Here is a 16,209-nt window from a genome sequence, read left to right on the forward strand (position 1 = left end):
GAGCCGCGTCAGGCGGGGCCGTCCTCGGGGCCGTCCTCGGGGCCGTCCCAGCGGCACCTGACCAGGTCGAGGCGGCTCGTGCCGAGCACCAGCGGGTGCCCCTCGTCGGCCCAGTGGACCATCGCGCGCGGGGTGAGCCCCTCCGGCAGGGAGCCGTCGGCGCGGACCACGCGCCACCAGGGCAGCTCGTGCCCGTGCTGGCTCATCACCGCGCCCACGGCACGGGCGGCGCCCCAGCCCGTCAGCTCGGCGACGTCTCCGTACGTCAGCGCCATGCCCTCGGGGATGGCGAGGACCAGCGGGCCGACGTCGTCGATGTAGGCGCGCCCCGGAGGGCGTTGCCGGTGCTGGGGCGGCGGGGTCAGCGGGTCGCTCCTGCGCCGAGGTCGAGCTGGCTGAGCTGGCCCAGCTGCAGGACGGCCCACGGGGAGATGGCGAACGGCGTGCGCGCGGCGAGCGCCACGGCGTCGTCCCACTCCACCCAGGCCCACTCGGCGACCTCGTCGGGGTCGGGCACCGGGTCGGCGTCGGCCACGGCGGTGAAGACCGGGCAGAACTCGTTCTCCACCACGCCGGAGGCGTCCACGGCGCGGTAGGCGAACTCGGGCAGGCGCTCGACGAGGTCGCGGACCTCCAGGCCGAGCTCCTGGCGGGCGCGGCGGCGCACCGCGTCCTCGAAGGGCTCTCCCGGTGCGGGGTGGCCGCACACGGAGTTGGTCCACACGCCGGGCCACGTCAGCTTGGAGACCGCGCGGCGCGTGAGCAGGAGCCGGCCGCGGCTGTCGCTGACGTAGCAGGAGAACGCCAGGTGCAGGGGGGTGTCAGCGGTGTGCACGCCCGCCTTCGGGGTGCTGCCGACGGGGCGGCGCTGCTCGTCGAGGAGCACCACGAGCTCGGGCGCCGCGGTCTGCGCGCCGGGGGCGGCCAGGGAGGTCGTCACCGCACGAGCGTAGGCGCTCAGGCGACGACGAGGCCGGGGTCGACCTCGGCCGCCCACGCCAGCAGGCCGCCGCGCAGGTGCCCCACCTCGACGTGCCCGGCAGCGCGCAGGGCCCGCACGGCCCGCTCGGAGCGGGCGCCGGAGCGGCAGTGCACCACGACGCGGCCCGGCGGCAGCGGCGGCAGCACCCCGGCCACGGCGTCCTCCAGCGGGACGGGCACCGACCCCGGCAGCGCACCCAGCGACCGCTCGGCCTCGGTCCTGACGTCGACGAGGACGACGTCGACGCCGCCGGCCAGCGCCTCCGCGAGCTGGCGCGGGCTCAGCTCGGCGTCCGCGGGCAGCGGCTCCTCGACGCGCGGCTGCGGCACGGCGGCGCGAGCAGCACCAGCGCGGATGCGCACGGTCCGCCAGGACATCGACAGCGCGTCGAGCACGAGCAGCCGGCCGAGCAGGGGCTCCCCCGCGCCGACCAGCAGCTTCACGGCCTCGACCGCCATGACCGAGCCGACCACGCCGCAGAGCGCCCCGAGCACGCCGGCCTCGGCGCAGGAGGCGACGGAGCCGGGCGGCGGCGGGGCGGGGAACAGGTCGCGGTACCCCGGCCCGGTCCCGCCGGCGGACGACGGCCAGAACACGGCGACCTGCGCGTCGTGCTGCAGCAGCGACCCGAACACCTCCGGCACGCCCAGCTCCTCGCAGGCGTCGGCGACGGCGTAGCGGGTCGCGAAGTTGTCGGCCCCGTCGACGACGAGGTGGCAGCCGGCCAGGAGCCGCGTGGCGCTGTCGGCGGTCAGGCGCTCGGGCGCGCGGACCACGTGGGTCCACGGCGCCTGGCGGGCCAGGGCGTCGGCAGCCGAGTCGACCTTGGGCCGCCCGACGTCCGCGGCGCCGTGCAGCACCTGCCGCTGGAGGTTCGAGGCCTCGACGTCGTCGTCGTCGACCACCACCAGCTCACCGACGCCCGCGGCCGCGAGGTAGGCGAGCACCGGGGAGCCCAGGCCCCCGGCACCGACGACCCCGACGCGCGCGGCGCGCAGCCGGCGCTGCCCCAGCTCACCGACCGACGGCAGCAGGAGGTGGCGTGACCACCGCTGGCGCTCCTCGGGGGTCAGCGGCGGGCCGGGCTCGACGAGCGGCTCCACCGCTCAACTCTCGCACGCCCGTCCTCCTCGCACTTTCCGCGGGAAGTGCGAGGAGGAGAGGGGTCCATGGCGCACTTCCCGCGGAAAGTGCGGGAAGGGTGAGGTGGGTCAGCGCAGGTCGGGCGCGAGGCGGCGGTTGCACGCCGCCAGGACGGCCCGCACGACGGCGGGCTGCGAGCCGCCCTCCAGCGCGGTGCCCACCAGCTGCTCGCTGCCCCGCGCGCTCGCGGTGCCGACCATCACCGTGACGGCGGCGCGCCCGTCGAGCTCGCACGGGCGCACGGCCTCGACCTCGGCGCGCAGGGCGCCGCCCGCGGCGGACTCCAGCGCGCGCAGCGTCGCCGACGCCAGCGCACGGTGACCGCCGGCCGGGGTGTTCGCCGACTCGGCCACGCCGGTGTGCACCGTGCGGCCGCGCGCGAGCACCACGGTGGCCGTGGTGGACAGGCCCTCGGTGACCACCTGCACGCGCTCCAGCACGAGGCGCTCGCCGCCGTCGCCCTTCGGCTCGGGGGTGACGTCGCCGAGCCACTGCGGGGCGGGGGTCGCCGCCACCGAGGAGGCGCTCAGCGGCGGCACGGAGATGCGCCCGGTGCGCGGGCGCTCGGACTTGTCCGGGCGCTCGCTCTTCTCCGGCGTGACGGCGGGCATGGGGACGCGCGCCCCGGCGCGGGGCGCCACGGGCGCGTCGGCCGCGGCCTGGTCGGCGGGCGGGTCCGCGACGGCGACGGGCGCGACGAGCGCCACCGGGCCGGGGCCGGGCTCCGCGCCGGGCGCGACGGGCGAGGCCTGCTCGGGCGCGACCGGACCGGTCGCGGCGTCGCGCTCCAGCGCGGCCTCCACGGCGGCGGCCACCTGCTGCTCGTCGGCGCCGGGGGCCAGCTCGAGGCGGACGGTGGCGGAGCCGTCGGCGTCGGGCTGCACGCGCACGCCCGTCACGCCCGGCACGGTGAGCGCCACCCTCACGACGTCGTCCACGCGCGACGCGGTGCGGTCGGTGGTCTGGCCGATCGTCTGACCGGTCATCGTGCGCCTCCCGGCGGTCGTCGGCAGTGCATGAGCGCCCTGTGGTGAGCGCTTCACGGAGTGTCACAGACCTCGTGGGTTCGGCGAGGGCGAACGCGAGCACTCGTCCTGCGACCGCCCACGACCCGTCGGTGCAGGATGGAGCCCTGCGCACGCGGTGCGCACGCAGGACAGCCAGCAGCACATCCAGCACAGGAGGCCCCGTGGAGATCCGGATCGGCGTGCAGAACAGCCCTCGCGAGGTGGTGCTGGAGTCCACCGACAGCGTCGCCGACGTCAGCGCCGCGGTCAGCGCCGCGCTCAAGGGCGGCACCACGCTGACCCTCAAGGACGAGCGCGGACGCACCGTGCTGGTCCCCGGTGCGGCGATCGCCTTCGTGGAGATCGGCTCCGAGGAGAAGCGCGGCGTCGGCTTCGGCGCGCTCTGACGCCCCGGTGGGGCGCGCTCGATGAGCCGCGTCGCGGTGGCCGGCGGCACGGGTGCCGTCGGCCGCCTCGTGGTCGGGCGGCTGCGGGCGGCGGGCCACGAGCCCGTCGTCCTCAGCCGCTCGGCCGGCGTCGACGTGCTCCGCGGCCCTCGGTCGGCGCTGGTCGCGGCGCTGATCGGGTGTGACGCCGTCGTCGACGTCCTCGGTCCCACCGGCCCCGCTGCGCAGACCGCCGCGGGCAGCCGCGCGTTCTTCAGGACGACGACGGCGGCGCTGCTGCGAGCCGGTCACGAGGCCGGCGTTGCGCACCACGTGGCGCTGTCGGTCGTGGGCGCCGCGCGCGTCGACGCCGGCTACTACGCCGGCAAAGCGCTGCAGGAGCGCCAGCTGACCGTCCGCCGCGAGGGCGGGTGGACCCTGCTGCGGACGACGCAGTTCCACGAGTTCGCGCCGGGGCTGGCGGCGCTCGGTGCGCTGGGCGGACGCGGGCGCGACCCGCGGGTGGTGGTCGTGCCGAGCTTCGTCAGCCAGCCCGTGGCCGCCGCCGAGGTGGCCGACGAGCTGGTGGCGCTGGCCGCGGGAGAGCCGCGCGGCGCGGTGCGCGACCTGGCCGGGCCGCGCGTGGAGGTCATGGCGGACCTGGTCCGGCGATGGCTGCGCGCGCGGGGCCGTGACGCCCGCGTGGTGCAGGTGCCGCTGCCGGGCCGCTTCGGCGCTGGTCTCCGCCACGGGCTCGCGCTGCCGGGCCCGTGGGCGCGACTCGGTCGGCAGCCCTTCGACGACTGGCTCGCCGCCCAGCCCTGACGCCACTCACCCGGCCGTGGTCGTGGACCTCCGAAGCACTCTCCCGCCGTGGGACGCGCTCGGGAAACCCGTGATCACGGGAAGGGGTGGGGTCAGGGGGTGGGGTCAGGCGGTGAGGCCGAGGCGCAGCATGCGGCGCACGTGGTTCTCCGTGAGCCGGTTGAACATCTTGCCGATGGCCACGAGGTCAGTTCCCGCCCCGCCGCCCTCCACGAGCAGCACGGTGAGCGAGTCCCGGTCAGCGGCCACCCGCTGGGCCTGGCTGAGGGCCTCCCCCACCAGGCGGCGCCCCCACAGCGCCAGCCGGCCGGCCACGCGCGGGTCCCGCTCGGTGGCCTCGCGCACCGCGCCCACCACGAACTCCGCGCCGCTGGTCTCGTCGAGGAGCCTCTCCACCAGGTCCCGCGTGGGCTCGGGCGCGAACGCCGCCACCTCCCGGTAGAAGTCGGTGGCGATCCCCTCCCCCACGTAGGCCTTGAGGAGGCCTTCCAGCCAGTCGTTGGGGGTGGTGCGCTCGTGGTAGGCGTCGACCGCGGCCACGAAGGGCCGCATGGCGGCCTGCGGGTCGGCGCCCAGCTCGCGCAGCCGCTCCACGAGCAGCGTGTAGTGGCGGAACTCCTCCACCGCGAGCGCCCCGACCTCCGCGGTCTGCTCCAGCGTCGGCGCCTTGTCGGCGTGGGCCGACAGCCTCAGGAAGCCGGTGAGCTCCCCGTAGGCCAGGGCGCCCAGCAGGTCCACCTCGGCCTGGAGGGCGCCGCCGCGACCGCTCGCGCCGGTGGCTCCGTCGGCGCCCTTGTCGGCCCTGGCGGACGATCGGCTCAGGCGGGGCGGCGTCATGCCGATCAGACTAGGACGACGACCCGACGGCGAGCGCCGGTAGCATGGGGCTTGACAACCTCGGTCGACCGGTCGCTGCCACGATCGGCAGCCGAACCGCCGCGGAGCCGTCCGAGCCGCGCCGTCACCACTGACCGGCGCCCGACGAGCTCCTGCCACCGAGACGTGAGGCCGCACGTGCCCGACACCACCACCGACCAGGTCGACGAGACCACCACCGAGTCCACCGGGACCGCCGACGAGCAGGTCACGGTCGTCGCGGCGAGCGACGCCGACCGCGCCGCCCTCCCCGAGGACGCCATCCTCGCCGGTGACGACGAGACGCCCACCGTCGAGGTGCTGGCGCAGAAGTCCTTCGCCGACTACGGCGTGGAGCCGGCCATCGTGGCCGCGCTCGACCGCGCCGGCATCACCCACCCGTTCCCCATCCAGGCGATGACCCTGCCGGTGGCGCTGGCGGGCCACGACATCATCGGCCAGGCCAAGACCGGCACCGGCAAGACGCTCGGCTTCGGCGTGCCCGTCGTCCAGCGCGTCACCGGCCCCGGCGAGGACGGCTGGGACGCCCTGGAGGCGCCCGGCAAGCCCCAGGCGCTCGTCGTCGTCCCCACCCGCGAGCTGGCCGTGCAGGTCGCGCGCGACCTCGAGCGCGCCGCCACCGACCGCGCCGCCCGCGTGCTGGTCATCTACGGCGGCCGGGCCTTCGAGCCGCAGGTCGAGGCGCTGCAGCGCGGTGTCGAGGTGGTGGTCGGCACCCCCGGCCGCCTGCTCGACCTGGCGCAGCAGGGCCACCTCAGCCTGGCCGCGGCCCGCGCCGTCGTCCTCGACGAGGCCGACGAGATGCTCGACCTGGGCTTCCTGCCCGACGTCGAGAAGCTGCTGTCGATGACCCCGGCGGGCCGCCAGACGCTGCTGTTCTCCGCCACGATGCCCGGCCCCGTGGTCGCCATGGCCCGCCGGTACATGAGCCAGCCCACGCACATCCGCGCCGCCGACCCCGACGACGACGGCGCCACGGTGAAGGCGACCACGCAGTACATCTACCGCGCCCACGCGCTCGACAAGGTCGAGGTGCTGGCCCGCATCCTGCAGGCCGAGGGCCGCGGCCTGACCATCGTCTTCGCCCGCACCAAGCGGACCGCCGCCAAGGTGGCCGACGAGCTGGTCGAGCGCGGGTTCGCCGCGGCGCCGCTGCACGGCGACCTCGGCCAGGGCGCCCGCGAGCAGGCGCTGCGCGCGTTCCGCAACGGCAAGGTCGACGTGCTCGTGGCCACCGACGTCGCCGCCCGCGGCATCGACGTCAGCGACGTCACGCACGTCGTGAACTACCAGTGCCCCGAGGACGAGAAGACCTACCTGCACCGCATCGGCCGCACCGGCCGCGCCGGCGCCACGGGCACCGCAGTGACCTTCGTCGACTGGGACGACCTGCACCGCTGGACGATGATCGACAGGACCCTCGACCTCGGCATCCCCGAGCCCGTCGAGACCTACTCCACCTCCCCGCACCTCTACGAGGACCTCGGCATCCCGGCCGGCACCAAGGGCCGCCTGCCGCGCTCGGCGCGCACCCGTGCCGGCCTCGACGCCGAGGAGCTCGAGGACCTCGGCGAGACCGGCCGCCGCGGTGGCCGTGACGGCGAGCGCGGTGGCCGTGACGGCGGTCGCGGTGGACGCGGCGGACGTGACGGCGAGCGCGGTGGCCGTGACGGTGGTCGCGGGCGCGGCGGCGAGCGCTCCGAGCGCCCGGCGCGCTCGGAGCGCCCGGCCCGCGAGGACCGGCCCGCCCGCGCCGAGGGCGAGGAGGGCTCGGGCTCCGAGGCCCCCCGCCGCCGTCGTCGCCGTGGTGGCAGCGGGTCCGGCGAGGCCGGCGCGGCGGCTGCGGAGGGCGCCGCCGCGGTGACCTCCGAGGGCGGCGAGCCGGCGAGCCTGGACCAGATCGCCCTGCCCGACCGCTCCGGCGGCACCGGTCCCGACGGCGAGCGCGCCGAGGGCGGTGAGGGCGCTCCGCGCCGTCGTCGTCGTCGCGGTGGCCGCGGCCGCGGTCGCGCCGGCCAGGCCTCCGGCGAGGGCGCGTCCGAGAGCGCCTCGGAGGGCACGTCCGAAGGCTCGTCCGCGAGCTCCGCGGGCGAGGCCTCCGGTACCGACGCCTGACCCCTCCCCCCTCGTCGCAGCCGGGCGCCCGGTTGCGGTTCAGACACCCCTCGGAACCGCAACGGGGCGCCCGGTTGCGGTGGGGGGACGGGCGGTGATCACCGAGGGTGATCGGTTCGCGGGCCTGCGTGAGCAGGGCGAGGCTGGCGGCATGGCCGAGCAGCGCCCCGCCGACGCCCGCCCCCAGCCGTCCGCGGTGGCCCCGCGGCCGCTGCTCCTGCGCATCCTCGACGTGCCGGTGCACTGGGCGTGGCTCGACCCGCTCGCCGGCCCGGTGCGCGACCTCGTCCACCGGGTGGAGCCCCGCTGGCTCGCCGACCTGCTGCACGGCTCGCCGATCGGCCACCCGCTGCACCCGATCCTCGCGCAGGTGGTGGTGGGCTCCTGGACGAGCTCCGCCCTGGTCGACGCCCTCACCCTCACCGGCCTGGTGCCCGACGACCTGGAGGAGGGCGCCGAGGCCGCCTCCACCACCCTGGCCGCGACGGGTCTGGCGGCGGCGCTGCCGACCATCGCCTCGGGGTGGACGGACTGGTCGGACCTCCACGAGGACCAGCAGCGCCTCGGCCTGGTCCACGCCGCGGGCAACTACGCCGCCACCGCCATGGTCGCGCTGTCGCTGGTGCAGCGCTGGCGGGGACGGCGCACGAGCGGACGCCTGTGGTCGATGGCGGCGCTGACCACCGCCACGGCGGGCGCCGCGCTGGGCGGGCACCTCGCCTACCGGTGGGCGGCCGGCGCCTCGCACGCCGAGCACGTCCCCCACGTCGCGCCCGAGGGCTGGTACGCGGTCGGCGCCTGGGACGACCTGGAGGTCGACTCCCCGGCCAAGGCGCAGCTGGGCGACGTCCCCGTCGTCGTCGTCCGCACGCACACGGGCGTCACCGTCCTCGCCGACTCCTGCAGCCACCTCGCAGCCCCCCTGTCCGGTGGACGGGTGGTCCGCGAGCGCGGTGAGGACTGCCTCGTGTGCCCCTGGCACGGCAGCACCTTCCGGCTGGCGGACGGCTCAGTCGCGCACGGTCCGGCCACCGCGCCGCAGCCGGTGCTGGCCAGCCGGGTGGAGCCGGACGGCACCGTGCTCGCCCGCGTGGTGGAGCTCCCGGGCGTGGCCGCCTCGCCGGGCCTGGACTCGCGCGCGGGGTGAGGATGGGTCGGTGGACCCCGAGCGCGACGACGACGACGGCCTGTTCGGCCCGACCAGCGCCACGTGGGAGCTGCACACCGACCCGATGATCGGGCCTGCGGGCCTTCGGGCGCTGGTGCTGCAGGCCCTGCACCCGCTGGCCATGCACGTGGTGGCGCAGCACTCGACGTTCAAGCAGGAGACCTGGCAGCGCCTGCAGCGCACCGGGGAGTACGTGGACGCGACCACCTTCGGCAGCACCCGCACCGCGCACCGCGCTGCTGCCAGGGTGCGCGGGATCCACGCGCGCATCCGCGGCACCGACCCGGACACCGGGCTGGAGTACCGCGCGGACGACGAGGACCTGCTGCTGTACATCCACTGCGCCCTGGTCGACAGCATCCTCGACGTCGTCTCCCGCAGCCGGCCCGCGCGCGAGGCGGTCAGCGACGAGACCGCCGACCGGTACGTGGCCGAGCAGGTGGTGGCCGCCGAGCTGGTCGGGGTGCGTCCCGAGGTGGTGCCCGCCAGCCGCGCCGACCTGGCCGCGTACTTCGAGGAGGTCCGGCCGCACCTGCGGGTGACCCGCGAGGCGCGCGAGGCCGCCAGCTACGTGGTCGCCCCGCCGATGGAGCCGAAGGTGCTGCTCACCACGCCGGCGGCACCGGTGTGGTTCGGGGTGGCCAGCACGGCCGTCGCGTCGCTGCCCGGCTGGGCGCGGCGCATGTACGCCCTGCCCCAGCTGCCCGGCACCGGCCCGTCCGTGGAGGCCGCCACCACCGCGGCGCTGCGCGGGCTGCGCCTGGCGCTGGTGCGCTCGGCGGGGAAGGTCCCCGGTGTGGAGCAGTCCGAGCACCGCAAGCGCGCCGTGCAGCGGCTCGCCGAGGCCTCCTGACCGCGGCCCTCCTCAGACCCCGTCCGCGACGTCGAGGGCCTCCGGGCCACCCCCCGTCACGGGCACGCGCTGCGGGACGCCGCGACCGCCGCGCACCGCAGGTGACCGCGGTCAGGTGTCGCGCCGTCCGTGCAGGAGCTGACGTCCGCGGCTGACCGAGGTCANNTGACCTCGGTCAGCCGCGGAGGGCCCACCACCCCAGCGGCACCGGCCCACCCGTGGCTGCGTGGGTGACCGTGGCACGCAGCGCCCCGGTCGAGAGGGGTCAGGCCGGGTCGAGCGCGGCCCACGGCTCGGCGGCCGGAGCCGTCCGCTGGCCGGTCGGGCACGACGGGCGGAAGTCGCACCAGGCGCACAGCGACGACGGTGCGGTCGGGAAGGCCTCGTCGGGGTCCGCACCGGCGGCCAGCGCCGCCTCGGCGCGCACCGCGTCCGACGCGATCGACTCAGCCCGCCGCACCACCCGCTCCAGGGAGGTGCTGGTGTGCTCGGCCGCCGCCACCGAGCCCGTGGGCACGTGGTGCAGCTCCACGCGGCGGCAGCGCGTCCGCAGCGTCCGACCCGTCGCGAGGGCGTAGAGCCCCAGCGCCAGGGAGGACCGCGCGTCGTCGTCGTCCGGCACCCGGCGGCCGAGCTTGTAGTCGACCACCACCGGCTCGTCGCCGTCGCCCTCCGGACGCGGCCGCCTGTCGATGCGGTCCACCCGCCCGGAGAGGGCGAGCGCCGCGGTGGGCGTGCCGACCGTGCGCTCCACGCCGACGGGCTCGGCGCGCGGGTCGAGCCGCTCGGCGTACGCGGCCACGGCCGCCTGCGCGCGCTCGCGCTGCTGCGCGGACTGCTCGGCGTCCCGGAAGCCGCCGCTGGACGGCGTGGGCCAGGCCGACCAGGCCTCGGCGACGAGCTCGGCCGCGCGCTCGGGCGTGCGCCGCTGCAGCGGCTGGTCCCACCAGCGCGCCAGCGCCGTGTGCACGGCGGCGCCCACGCTCGTGTGCGCGAAGGCACCGCCGCGCTGCGGCGCCGGCCTGTCGAGGTAGGTGAAGCGGTAGCGGCGGGGGCAGGCCTCGAACGTCGTGAGCTTGGTGGGCGTGCAGCGGAACAGCCGCACCGGCATGCCCGGCAGCACGCCCTGGCCGGAGCCTCGGTCGCTCACGGCAGCGCCTTCAGCGTGCCGACCGGGTCGACCCCGCGCCCCTCGGCGAGCACGCGCTGCAGCGACTCCGGCGACGTCGTGTTCTCCGCGAGGCGGTTCTGCTTGCCGGTGCCGTGGTAGTCGCTCGAGCCCGTGGTCAGCAGGTCGTGCGCCTTCGCGAAGCCGCGCAGCCACTGCTTGGCGTCCTCGGTGTGGTCGCGGTGGTCCACCTCGACACCCGCCAGGCCCGCAGCGACCATCTCCTCCAGCACGTCCTCCCCCACGACCTTGCCGCGCGCCGACGCCAGGGCGTGGGCGATGACCGGCACCCCGCCGGCGGCGCGCACGCGCTGCACCGCCTCGACGGGGTGGGGCGCCCCGTGGTGCACCACGTACGGCGAGCCGTCGGCCAGCAGGCCCGCGAACGCCTCGTCGCGGTCGGCCACCACGCCCGCGGCGACCAGGGCGTCGGCCACGTGCGGACGCCCCACGGTGGCGCCGTGCGCGGCCTGGGCCAGCACGTCGTCCCAGGTGATGGGGAAGTCCCGGGCCAGCAGCTCGGCCATGGTGCGGGCCCGGCTGAAACGGATGTCGCGAGAGGTGGCCAGCGTCTGGGCGAGCACGGGCTCCTGCGGGTCGTGCAGGTAGCTCAGGAGGTGCACGGTGACGCCGCGGACCCGGCAGGAGACCTCGGCGCCCGGCACCAGGAGCACACCGCAGCGCTCGGCCTGCCGGCCCGCGCGGGCCCACCCGGCGGTGGTGTCGTGGTCGGTGATGGCCAGCGCCTGCACACCGGCCTCCGCCGCAGCGCTGACGAGCCCGGCGGGGTCGTCGGTGCCGTCCGAGGCGGTGGAGTGGGTGTGCAGGTCGATGAGCACCCGGGAAGCCTAGGTCGCGACGGCGAGACCGACCGCTCGAGGACCGGCTGCGCGACGCGCGATCAGCGCGTCGGCTCCGCCGAGGCCGTCGCACCGGAGGACTCCGGGGACGACGACGTCGGCGGTGCGCTCGCGGTCGGCTGCGCCGCCGGGTCCTGCGTCGACTGCTCGGTGGGTGCGCTGCTCGTCGGCTCCGCGGTCGCTGACGCGGTCGCCGACGCGGTCGCGCTCGGGGACGAGGTCGCCGCGGGAGAGGTGCTGCCGGTGGGCGAGGAGGTCGCGCTGGGCGAGGCCGAGGCTCCCTCGGAGCTGCTGCCGTCGTGGTGCTGGTGGTGGTGGTGCGAGGCGCTCGGCTCCGCTGTGGGTTCCGCGGTCGCCTCAGCTGTGGGCTCCGCCGTCGGCTCCACGGTCGCCGCAGCGGTCGGCTCCGACGTGGGCTCTGCGGTCGGCTCCGCGGTGGGCTCCGCGGTCACCGCAGCCGTCGGCTCGCACGTGGCGAGCGCGGGCGTGCCCGTGCCCGGCTCAGCGGTGGGTGCCGCCGGCTCAGCGCTGGTCGTCGGCTGGTCGGTCGGCTGGTCGGTCGGCTGGTCGGTCGGCTGCTCGGTCGGCTGGTCGGTCGGCTGGTCGGTCGGCTGCTCGGTCGGCTGCTCGGTCGCCGTCGCGTCCGGTGCGGGGCAGCAGACCGCGGCCTGCGGGACCGGGGCGCCAGCGGTGACCGCGGTCGCCTGGTCCGTCGGCTGGTCCGTCGCCTGGGCAGTCGGCTCGGCAGTCGGCTCGGCAGTCGGCTCGGCAGTCGGCTCGGCAGTCGGCTCGCCGGTCGGCTCGGCGGTCGCGGTCGGGTCCGCCGCGGCGAGGGCGTCCGCGGGCGGGACGCACGCGTCGACAGGCGGTCCTGCCGGCGGCGCAGGGGCCGGGTCAGCCGGCGCCGCCGGCGCGGCGGGGGCCGCGGTCGGCTCCGGCTGCGCCGGAGCGGGCGGAGCAGCGGGCAGCGCCACGAGACCGGGGAGCGCCGGCAGCACCGACAGGCCGTCGGTGTAGGCCTGGCTCCACGCCAGCACGGTGGCGGCGTAGGTGCTCGAGCGGTTGTACCGCCACAGGGCGGCCACCTGACCGTCGTGCGTCGACAGGTCAGCGCCGCTGGCGCACAGGTAGCGGGCCGCGCCCAGGGCGGCGTCGTCCACGTCGCTGGGGTCGGCCACGCCGTCACCGTCGGCGTCGGCGCCCCAGGCGCGCCACGTGCTCGGCAGGAACTGCATGGGACCGACGGCGCGGTCGAACTGGGCGTCACCGTCGAAGCGGCCGGCGTCACCGTCGCTGATGACCGCGGTGCCCGCCAGCGACCCGTCGAGGCGCGGGCCCAGGATCGTGGTGACGGTGCGCCCCGCCGCGTCGACCCGGCCACCTGACGCGTGGCCGGACTCGACCTTCCCGATGCCGGCCAGCAGCTGCCACGGGATCCGGCAGCTGGCGTCGGTGACGGCCGCGCGGGCCGCAGCGGCCTGGTAGGCGGCGAGGACGCGCTCCGGGATCCCGGCCTGCGTCCCCTGGACCACGACCGGGCCGACCTCGCGTCCGCCGTCGGCCGGGGGCTCGACCGCGTCCGCTGGAGCGGGGGGCGCCACCTCGTCGGACAGCGGGACCACCTCGGCCGCTGCTCCCTGCGTCGAGCCCGCCGCTCCCGACGGCGCGGCGGCCGGCGCCACGAGCACGACGTCGGCCTCGGGGGTGCCCGCGTCGGACGATGCCGCCACCACCGTGGCCGTGGCCACGGCCACGGCGCACAGGGCAGCGGTGGACCTCGCCCGCGCGCGGCGGGACGGCCCGTCGCCCGAGCGACCGGCGTTGCGCATGGAACCCCCCTCGCGGCGCCACCAGGTGCGGTGGGCGTCAGCGGAGGTTCCAGCATGCGGGTGGACGAACCAGGACACAACCGACGTGGCGGTGACCTCAGAGCGACGCCCGGGTGGCGCAGCGTGATCATGATGCCTGTGAGCACCGGTGACGGTGCGCGACGACCGCGGCCTGCGGACGCGGCGCCGGGGCCGGGGCCACCTGCGGACCCGCGGTGGGAGGATCGGGTCATGAGCGAGGCCACGAGCACCGCGGAGACCGTCGACCGCCCCCTCGGCGAGGCCGCCGGGCCCGTCGTGGAGGCCGAGGGCACCGGGGAGACGGTCGGAGCCGACGAGGCGCAGCGGCTCGCGGAGCGCGGCTCCAACCGCAGCCAGCGACCGACCTCCCAGGCCTTCCGCGACTTCATCGCCGGCGGCTGGGCGCCGCGCCCCGCTCCCCCGGAGCGCCTCGCGGCGGCCCCGTGGGCAGCCGCTCGCCGCGAGCGCATCAGCGCCCGGTTCCCCGGCGACCGGCTGGTGCTCCCGGCCGGGCCGCTGAAGGTGCGCAGCAACGACACCGACTACCGCTTCCGGCCGCACTCGGCCTTCGCGCACCTGACGGGCCTGGGCGCCGACCGCGAGCCCGACGCCGTGCTCGTGCTGGAGCCGCAGGACGGCGGCGGCCACGAGGCCCAGCTGTTCTTCCGCCCCCGCGCCGAGCGCACCACGGACGAGTTCTGGGCCGACGCCCGCTACGGGGAGTTCTGGGTGGGGGTGCGCCCCTCCCTGGAGGACGTCGAGGCCGAGCTGGGTCTGGTGTGCCGCCACGTCGACGGCCTGGTCGAGGCGCTCACCGGTCCGCTGGCGGCGCCCGGCGGCGTGGTGCGCGTGGTGCCCGACGCCGACCCCGCCGTCAGCGCCCTCGTGCAGGCCGGCCGGTCGGTCGGGGGGCCGCCCCTGGAGAGCGGGACGGGCGAGTCGCCGGACCCGGACGCGGAGCTGGCGGAGGCGCTGTCCGAGCTGCGCCTGGTCAAGGACGCCTGGGAGGTCGAGCAGCTGCAGGAGGCCGTCGCCGCCACCGTGGCCGGCTTCGCCGACGTGGCGCGCTCCCTGCGCGCGGCGGTGCGCCACGAGCGCGGCGAGCGGGTGGTGGAGAGCGCCTTCGAGGGCGTCGCGCGCCGCGAGGGCAACGGCGTCGGGTACGAGACCATCGCTGCCGCGGGGCCGCACGCCTGCACGCTGCACTGGATCCGCAACGACGGCCCGGTCCGCCCGGGCCAGCTGGTGCTGGTGGACGCGGGCGTCGAGGCGACGTCGCTGTACACCGCCGACGTCACGCGCACGCTGCCGGTGGACGGGCGCTTCTCCCCCGCGCAGCGGCGCGTCTACCAAGCGGTGCTCGACGCCGCCGACGCCGCCTTCGCCGTCGCCAGGCCGGGCTCGAGGTTCCGCGACCTGCACGCCGCCGCGATGGAGGTCGTCGCCGCGCGCCTGGAGGAGTGGGGGCTGCTGCCGGTGACCGCCGCCGAGGCGCTCGACGCCGAGACCGGTGGGCAGCACCGCCGCTGGATGGTGCACGGCACCTCCCACCACCTGGGCCTCGACGTGCACGACTGCGCGCAGGCGCGGCGCGAGATGTACCTCGACGCCGAGCTGGTGCCCGGCATGGTGTTCACCATCGAGCCTGGCCTGTACTTCAAGGCCGACGACCTGCTCGTCCCGGACGAGCTGCGCGGCATCGGCGTGCGCATCGAGGACGACGTGCTGGTCACGCAGGACGGGTGCGTCAACCTGTCGGCGGCGCTGCCGCGGCGCCCCGCCGACGTCGAGAGCTGGATGGCCTCCCTGCGCTGAGCGGCGCAGACACGACGAGGCCCGTCGTCGTCCTGATCGGGACGGCGACGGGCCTCGTGCGTGCGGGGGGGCTCAGAGGGGGCCGGGCTCCCGCTGCAGCGGTCGCACGCCCTCCAGGCCCTGCAGCAGCTGGCGGGCGCGGCCCGCCTCCTGGTCGGCGCAGATCACGGAGTACCGCGACGCGAGGATGGCGTTGACGGAGCTGAAGTCGCGCCGGCCGCCCGTGAGGGCGTAGCTGATGACGCCGAAGAGCATCCCCGAGCCGGCGCCGATGAGGACCGCCGCCAGCCAGAGGTTGAGGCCGCCGCCCCCCACGAACAGGGTGAGCAGCAGGCCGAGGAAGAGGCCGAACCACAGGCCCGACGCTGCCCCGGCGAGCGCCACGCGGGCGTACGTGAGGCGCCCGGTGACGCGCTCGACGCTGCGCAGGTCCGTGCCGACGATGCTCACCAGCTGCACCGGGAACCCCTCGTCGGAGAGGTGGTCGACCGCCTTCTGCGCCTCCAGGTAGGTGGCGTAGGAGGCGACCTCGGAGCCGGTGGGCAGCGTGATGCCCCCGCGCACGCGGGGCTGGGGCGAGCCGGCTGTCACACGGTCTCCTCGGCGCCGGCCTCGGCCAGCACCGTCGCCTCGCGCTCGGAGCTCGCGCCGGAGGTGGAGAGCTCACCACCGGCGTTCTCCAGGTGCGCGCGCACGAACCAGTGGTACTGCTCCAGCTGGCCGGACTGGCCGATGAGCAGGTCCTCGGTGATGGGGTCGATGTCACCGGTGGCCTCGATGGCCTCGCGGTGGCTGGAGATCACCCCGGAGTACACGAGGTCGAGCGCGCCCAGGTGCTCGATGGCGCCGGCGCGGCCGATCGAGTACTCGTTCCAGCCGCGGTTCTCGACGAGGGCGCCGGGGGTGCCCTTCGGGGACCCGCCGAGGGTGGCGATGCGCTCGGCCACCTCGTCGGCGTACTCGCGCACGGTGTCGACCTGGGGGTCGAGCATCTCGTGCACGGCGATGAAGTGGGGACCCACGACGTTCCAGTGGACGTGCTTGAGGGTGAGGTGGAGGTCGTTGAGGGCGTACAGCCGGTCCTGCAGGATGTCGGCGACCTTCGCGGAGTCGCCCTCGCCCATGCCGGGCACGCCGTAGTGGTTGGAAGCCATGCTGCAA

The 16,209-nt window shown here is 76.7% G+C and carries 16 protein-coding genes; 6 read left to right on the forward strand and 10 right to left on the reverse strand.

Annotation, left to right across the window (positions count from 1 at the left end; genetic code table 11):
* Nucleotides 1-8: 8 nt before the first annotated feature.
* From FHN55_RS07095 to FHN55_RS07110, 4 genes are all read right to left on the reverse strand, one after another.
* Nucleotides 9-476 carry an MGMT family protein gene (locus FHN55_RS07095; RefSeq protein ID WP_373995704.1) on the reverse strand — a complete coding sequence of 156 codons (468 nt, stop codon included), beginning with the start codon at nt 474-476 and terminating at the stop codon, nt 9-11.
* Nucleotides 362-940, reverse strand: coding sequence for an isopentenyl-diphosphate Delta-isomerase (idi, locus tag FHN55_RS07100; protein ID WP_139711546.1), 579 nt, complete (start codon nt 938-940; stop codon nt 362-364). The genes FHN55_RS07095 and idi overlap by 115 nt, the downstream gene beginning before the upstream one ends.
* Before the next feature lie 17 nt (nt 941-957).
* Nucleotides 958-2,085 carry a ThiF family adenylyltransferase gene (locus FHN55_RS07105; protein ID WP_139711548.1) on the reverse strand — a complete coding sequence of 376 codons (1,128 nt, stop codon included), beginning with the start codon at nt 2,083-2,085 and terminating at the stop codon, nt 958-960.
* Nucleotides 2,086-2,193: 108 nt separating this feature from the next.
* Nucleotides 2,194-3,111 carry a hypothetical protein gene (locus FHN55_RS07110; protein WP_139711550.1) on the reverse strand — a complete coding sequence of 306 codons (918 nt, stop codon included), beginning with the start codon at nt 3,109-3,111 and terminating at the stop codon, nt 2,194-2,196.
* Nucleotides 3,112-3,314: 203 nt separating this feature from the next.
* On the opposite strand from FHN55_RS07110, the gene FHN55_RS07115 reads away from it, so the two are divergent.
* Nucleotides 3,315-3,539 (forward strand): DUF3107 domain-containing protein, encoded by a 225-nt coding sequence (locus tag FHN55_RS07115; protein ID WP_139711552.1) that lies wholly within the window; start codon nt 3,315-3,317, stop codon nt 3,537-3,539.
* Between the two features lie 21 nt (nt 3,540-3,560).
* Entirely contained in the window at nt 3,561-4,343 is a 783-nt protein-coding gene (locus tag FHN55_RS07120; RefSeq protein ID WP_139711553.1) for an SDR family oxidoreductase, read from the forward strand.
* A gap of 105 nt (nt 4,344-4,448) precedes the next feature.
* On the opposite strand, the gene FHN55_RS07125 is transcribed toward FHN55_RS07120, so the two are convergent.
* Nucleotides 4,449-5,180 (reverse strand): ferritin-like fold-containing protein, encoded by a 732-nt coding sequence (locus FHN55_RS07125; RefSeq protein WP_139711555.1) that lies wholly within the window; start codon nt 5,178-5,180, stop codon nt 4,449-4,451.
* A gap of 177 nt (nt 5,181-5,357) precedes the next feature.
* On the opposite strand from FHN55_RS07125, the gene FHN55_RS07130 reads away from it, so the two are divergent.
* The 3 genes from FHN55_RS07130 (at nt 5,358) to FHN55_RS07140 (ending at nt 9,355) form a co-directional block, all read left to right on the forward strand.
* Nucleotides 5,358-7,334: a DEAD/DEAH box helicase gene (locus FHN55_RS07130; RefSeq protein ID WP_373995705.1), complete on the forward strand. Its 1,977-nt coding sequence runs from the start codon at nt 5,358-5,360 to the stop codon at nt 7,332-7,334.
* Between the two features lie 151 nt (nt 7,335-7,485).
* On the forward strand, nt 7,486-8,481 hold the full coding sequence (locus tag FHN55_RS07135; protein ID WP_139711557.1) for a Rieske (2Fe-2S) protein: 996 nt from the start codon (nt 7,486-7,488) through the stop codon (nt 8,479-8,481).
* A gap of 10 nt (nt 8,482-8,491) precedes the next feature.
* Nucleotides 8,492-9,355, forward strand: a complete 864-nt coding sequence (locus FHN55_RS07140) for an oxygenase MpaB family protein (protein ID WP_139711558.1) — start codon at nt 8,492-8,494, stop codon at nt 9,353-9,355.
* Between the two features lie 265 nt (nt 9,356-9,620).
* Here the strand turns inward: FHN55_RS07140 and FHN55_RS07145 are convergent, their stop codons facing one another.
* The 3 genes from FHN55_RS07145 to FHN55_RS24090 all read right to left on the reverse strand — a co-directional run bounded on the left by FHN55_RS07145 (nt 9,621) and on the right by FHN55_RS24090 (nt 13,212).
* A complete protein-coding gene (locus tag FHN55_RS07145; protein WP_257570753.1) occupies nt 9,621-10,505 on the reverse strand; it encodes a PD-(D/E)XK nuclease family protein in 885 nt (294 codons plus the stop codon).
* Nucleotides 10,502-11,362, reverse strand: coding sequence for a PHP domain-containing protein (locus FHN55_RS07150; RefSeq protein ID WP_139711560.1), 861 nt, complete (start codon nt 11,360-11,362; stop codon nt 10,502-10,504). The genes FHN55_RS07145 and FHN55_RS07150 overlap by 4 nt, the downstream gene beginning before the upstream one ends.
* 62 nt (nt 11,363-11,424) lie before the next feature.
* Nucleotides 11,425-13,212, reverse strand: a complete 1,788-nt coding sequence (locus tag FHN55_RS24090) for a lytic transglycosylase domain-containing protein (protein WP_139711561.1) — start codon at nt 13,210-13,212, stop codon at nt 11,425-11,427.
* Nucleotides 13,213-13,443: 231 nt separating this feature from the next.
* On the opposite strand from FHN55_RS24090, the gene FHN55_RS07160 reads away from it, so the two are divergent.
* Nucleotides 13,444-15,048, forward strand: a complete 1,605-nt coding sequence (locus tag FHN55_RS07160; protein ID WP_139711563.1) for an aminopeptidase P family protein — start codon at nt 13,444-13,446, stop codon at nt 15,046-15,048.
* Between the two features lie 72 nt (nt 15,049-15,120).
* On the opposite strand, the gene FHN55_RS07165 is transcribed toward FHN55_RS07160, so the two are convergent.
* Both FHN55_RS07165 and FHN55_RS07170 read right to left on the reverse strand, forming a co-directional pair.
* Nucleotides 15,121-15,639: a general stress protein gene (locus FHN55_RS07165; RefSeq protein ID WP_139711565.1), complete on the reverse strand. Its 519-nt coding sequence runs from the start codon at nt 15,637-15,639 to the stop codon at nt 15,121-15,123.
* Complete coding sequence (locus tag FHN55_RS07170) at nt 15,636-16,202, reverse strand: Dps family protein (RefSeq protein ID WP_139711567.1); 567 nt, start codon at nt 16,200-16,202, stop codon at nt 15,636-15,638. The genes FHN55_RS07165 and FHN55_RS07170 overlap by 4 nt, the downstream gene beginning before the upstream one ends.
* Nucleotides 16,203-16,209: the final 7 nt, after the last annotated feature.

This window comes from Streptomyces sp. NP160 (assembly GCF_006335115.1).
Lineage (GTDB): Bacteria > Actinomycetota > Actinomycetes > Actinomycetales > Quadrisphaeraceae > Quadrisphaera.

Excerpts from the sequence above, each read along its gene's own strand:
- FHN55_RS07160 (WP_139711563.1), top strand. The coding sequence starts at position 13,444 with ATGAGCGAGGCCACGAGCACCGCGGAGACCGTCGACCGCCCCCTCGGC.
- FHN55_RS24090 (WP_139711561.1), bottom strand. The coding sequence starts at position 13,212 with ATGCGCAACGCCGGTCGCTCGGGCGACGGGCCGTCCCGCCGCGCGCGG.
- FHN55_RS07110 (WP_139711550.1), bottom strand. The coding sequence starts at position 3,111 with ATGACCGGTCAGACGATCGGCCAGACCACCGACCGCACCGCGTCGCGC.
- FHN55_RS07125 (WP_139711555.1), bottom strand. The coding sequence starts at position 5,180 with ATGACGCCGCCCCGCCTGAGCCGATCGTCCGCCAGGGCCGACAAGGGC.
- FHN55_RS07170 (WP_139711567.1), bottom strand. The coding sequence starts at position 16,202 with ATGGCTTCCAACCACTACGGCGTGCCCGGCATGGGCGAGGGCGACTCC.
- FHN55_RS07120 (WP_139711553.1), top strand. The coding sequence starts at position 3,561 with ATGAGCCGCGTCGCGGTGGCCGGCGGCACGGGTGCCGTCGGCCGCCTC.
- FHN55_RS07135 (WP_139711557.1), top strand. The coding sequence starts at position 7,486 with ATGGCCGAGCAGCGCCCCGCCGACGCCCGCCCCCAGCCGTCCGCGGTG.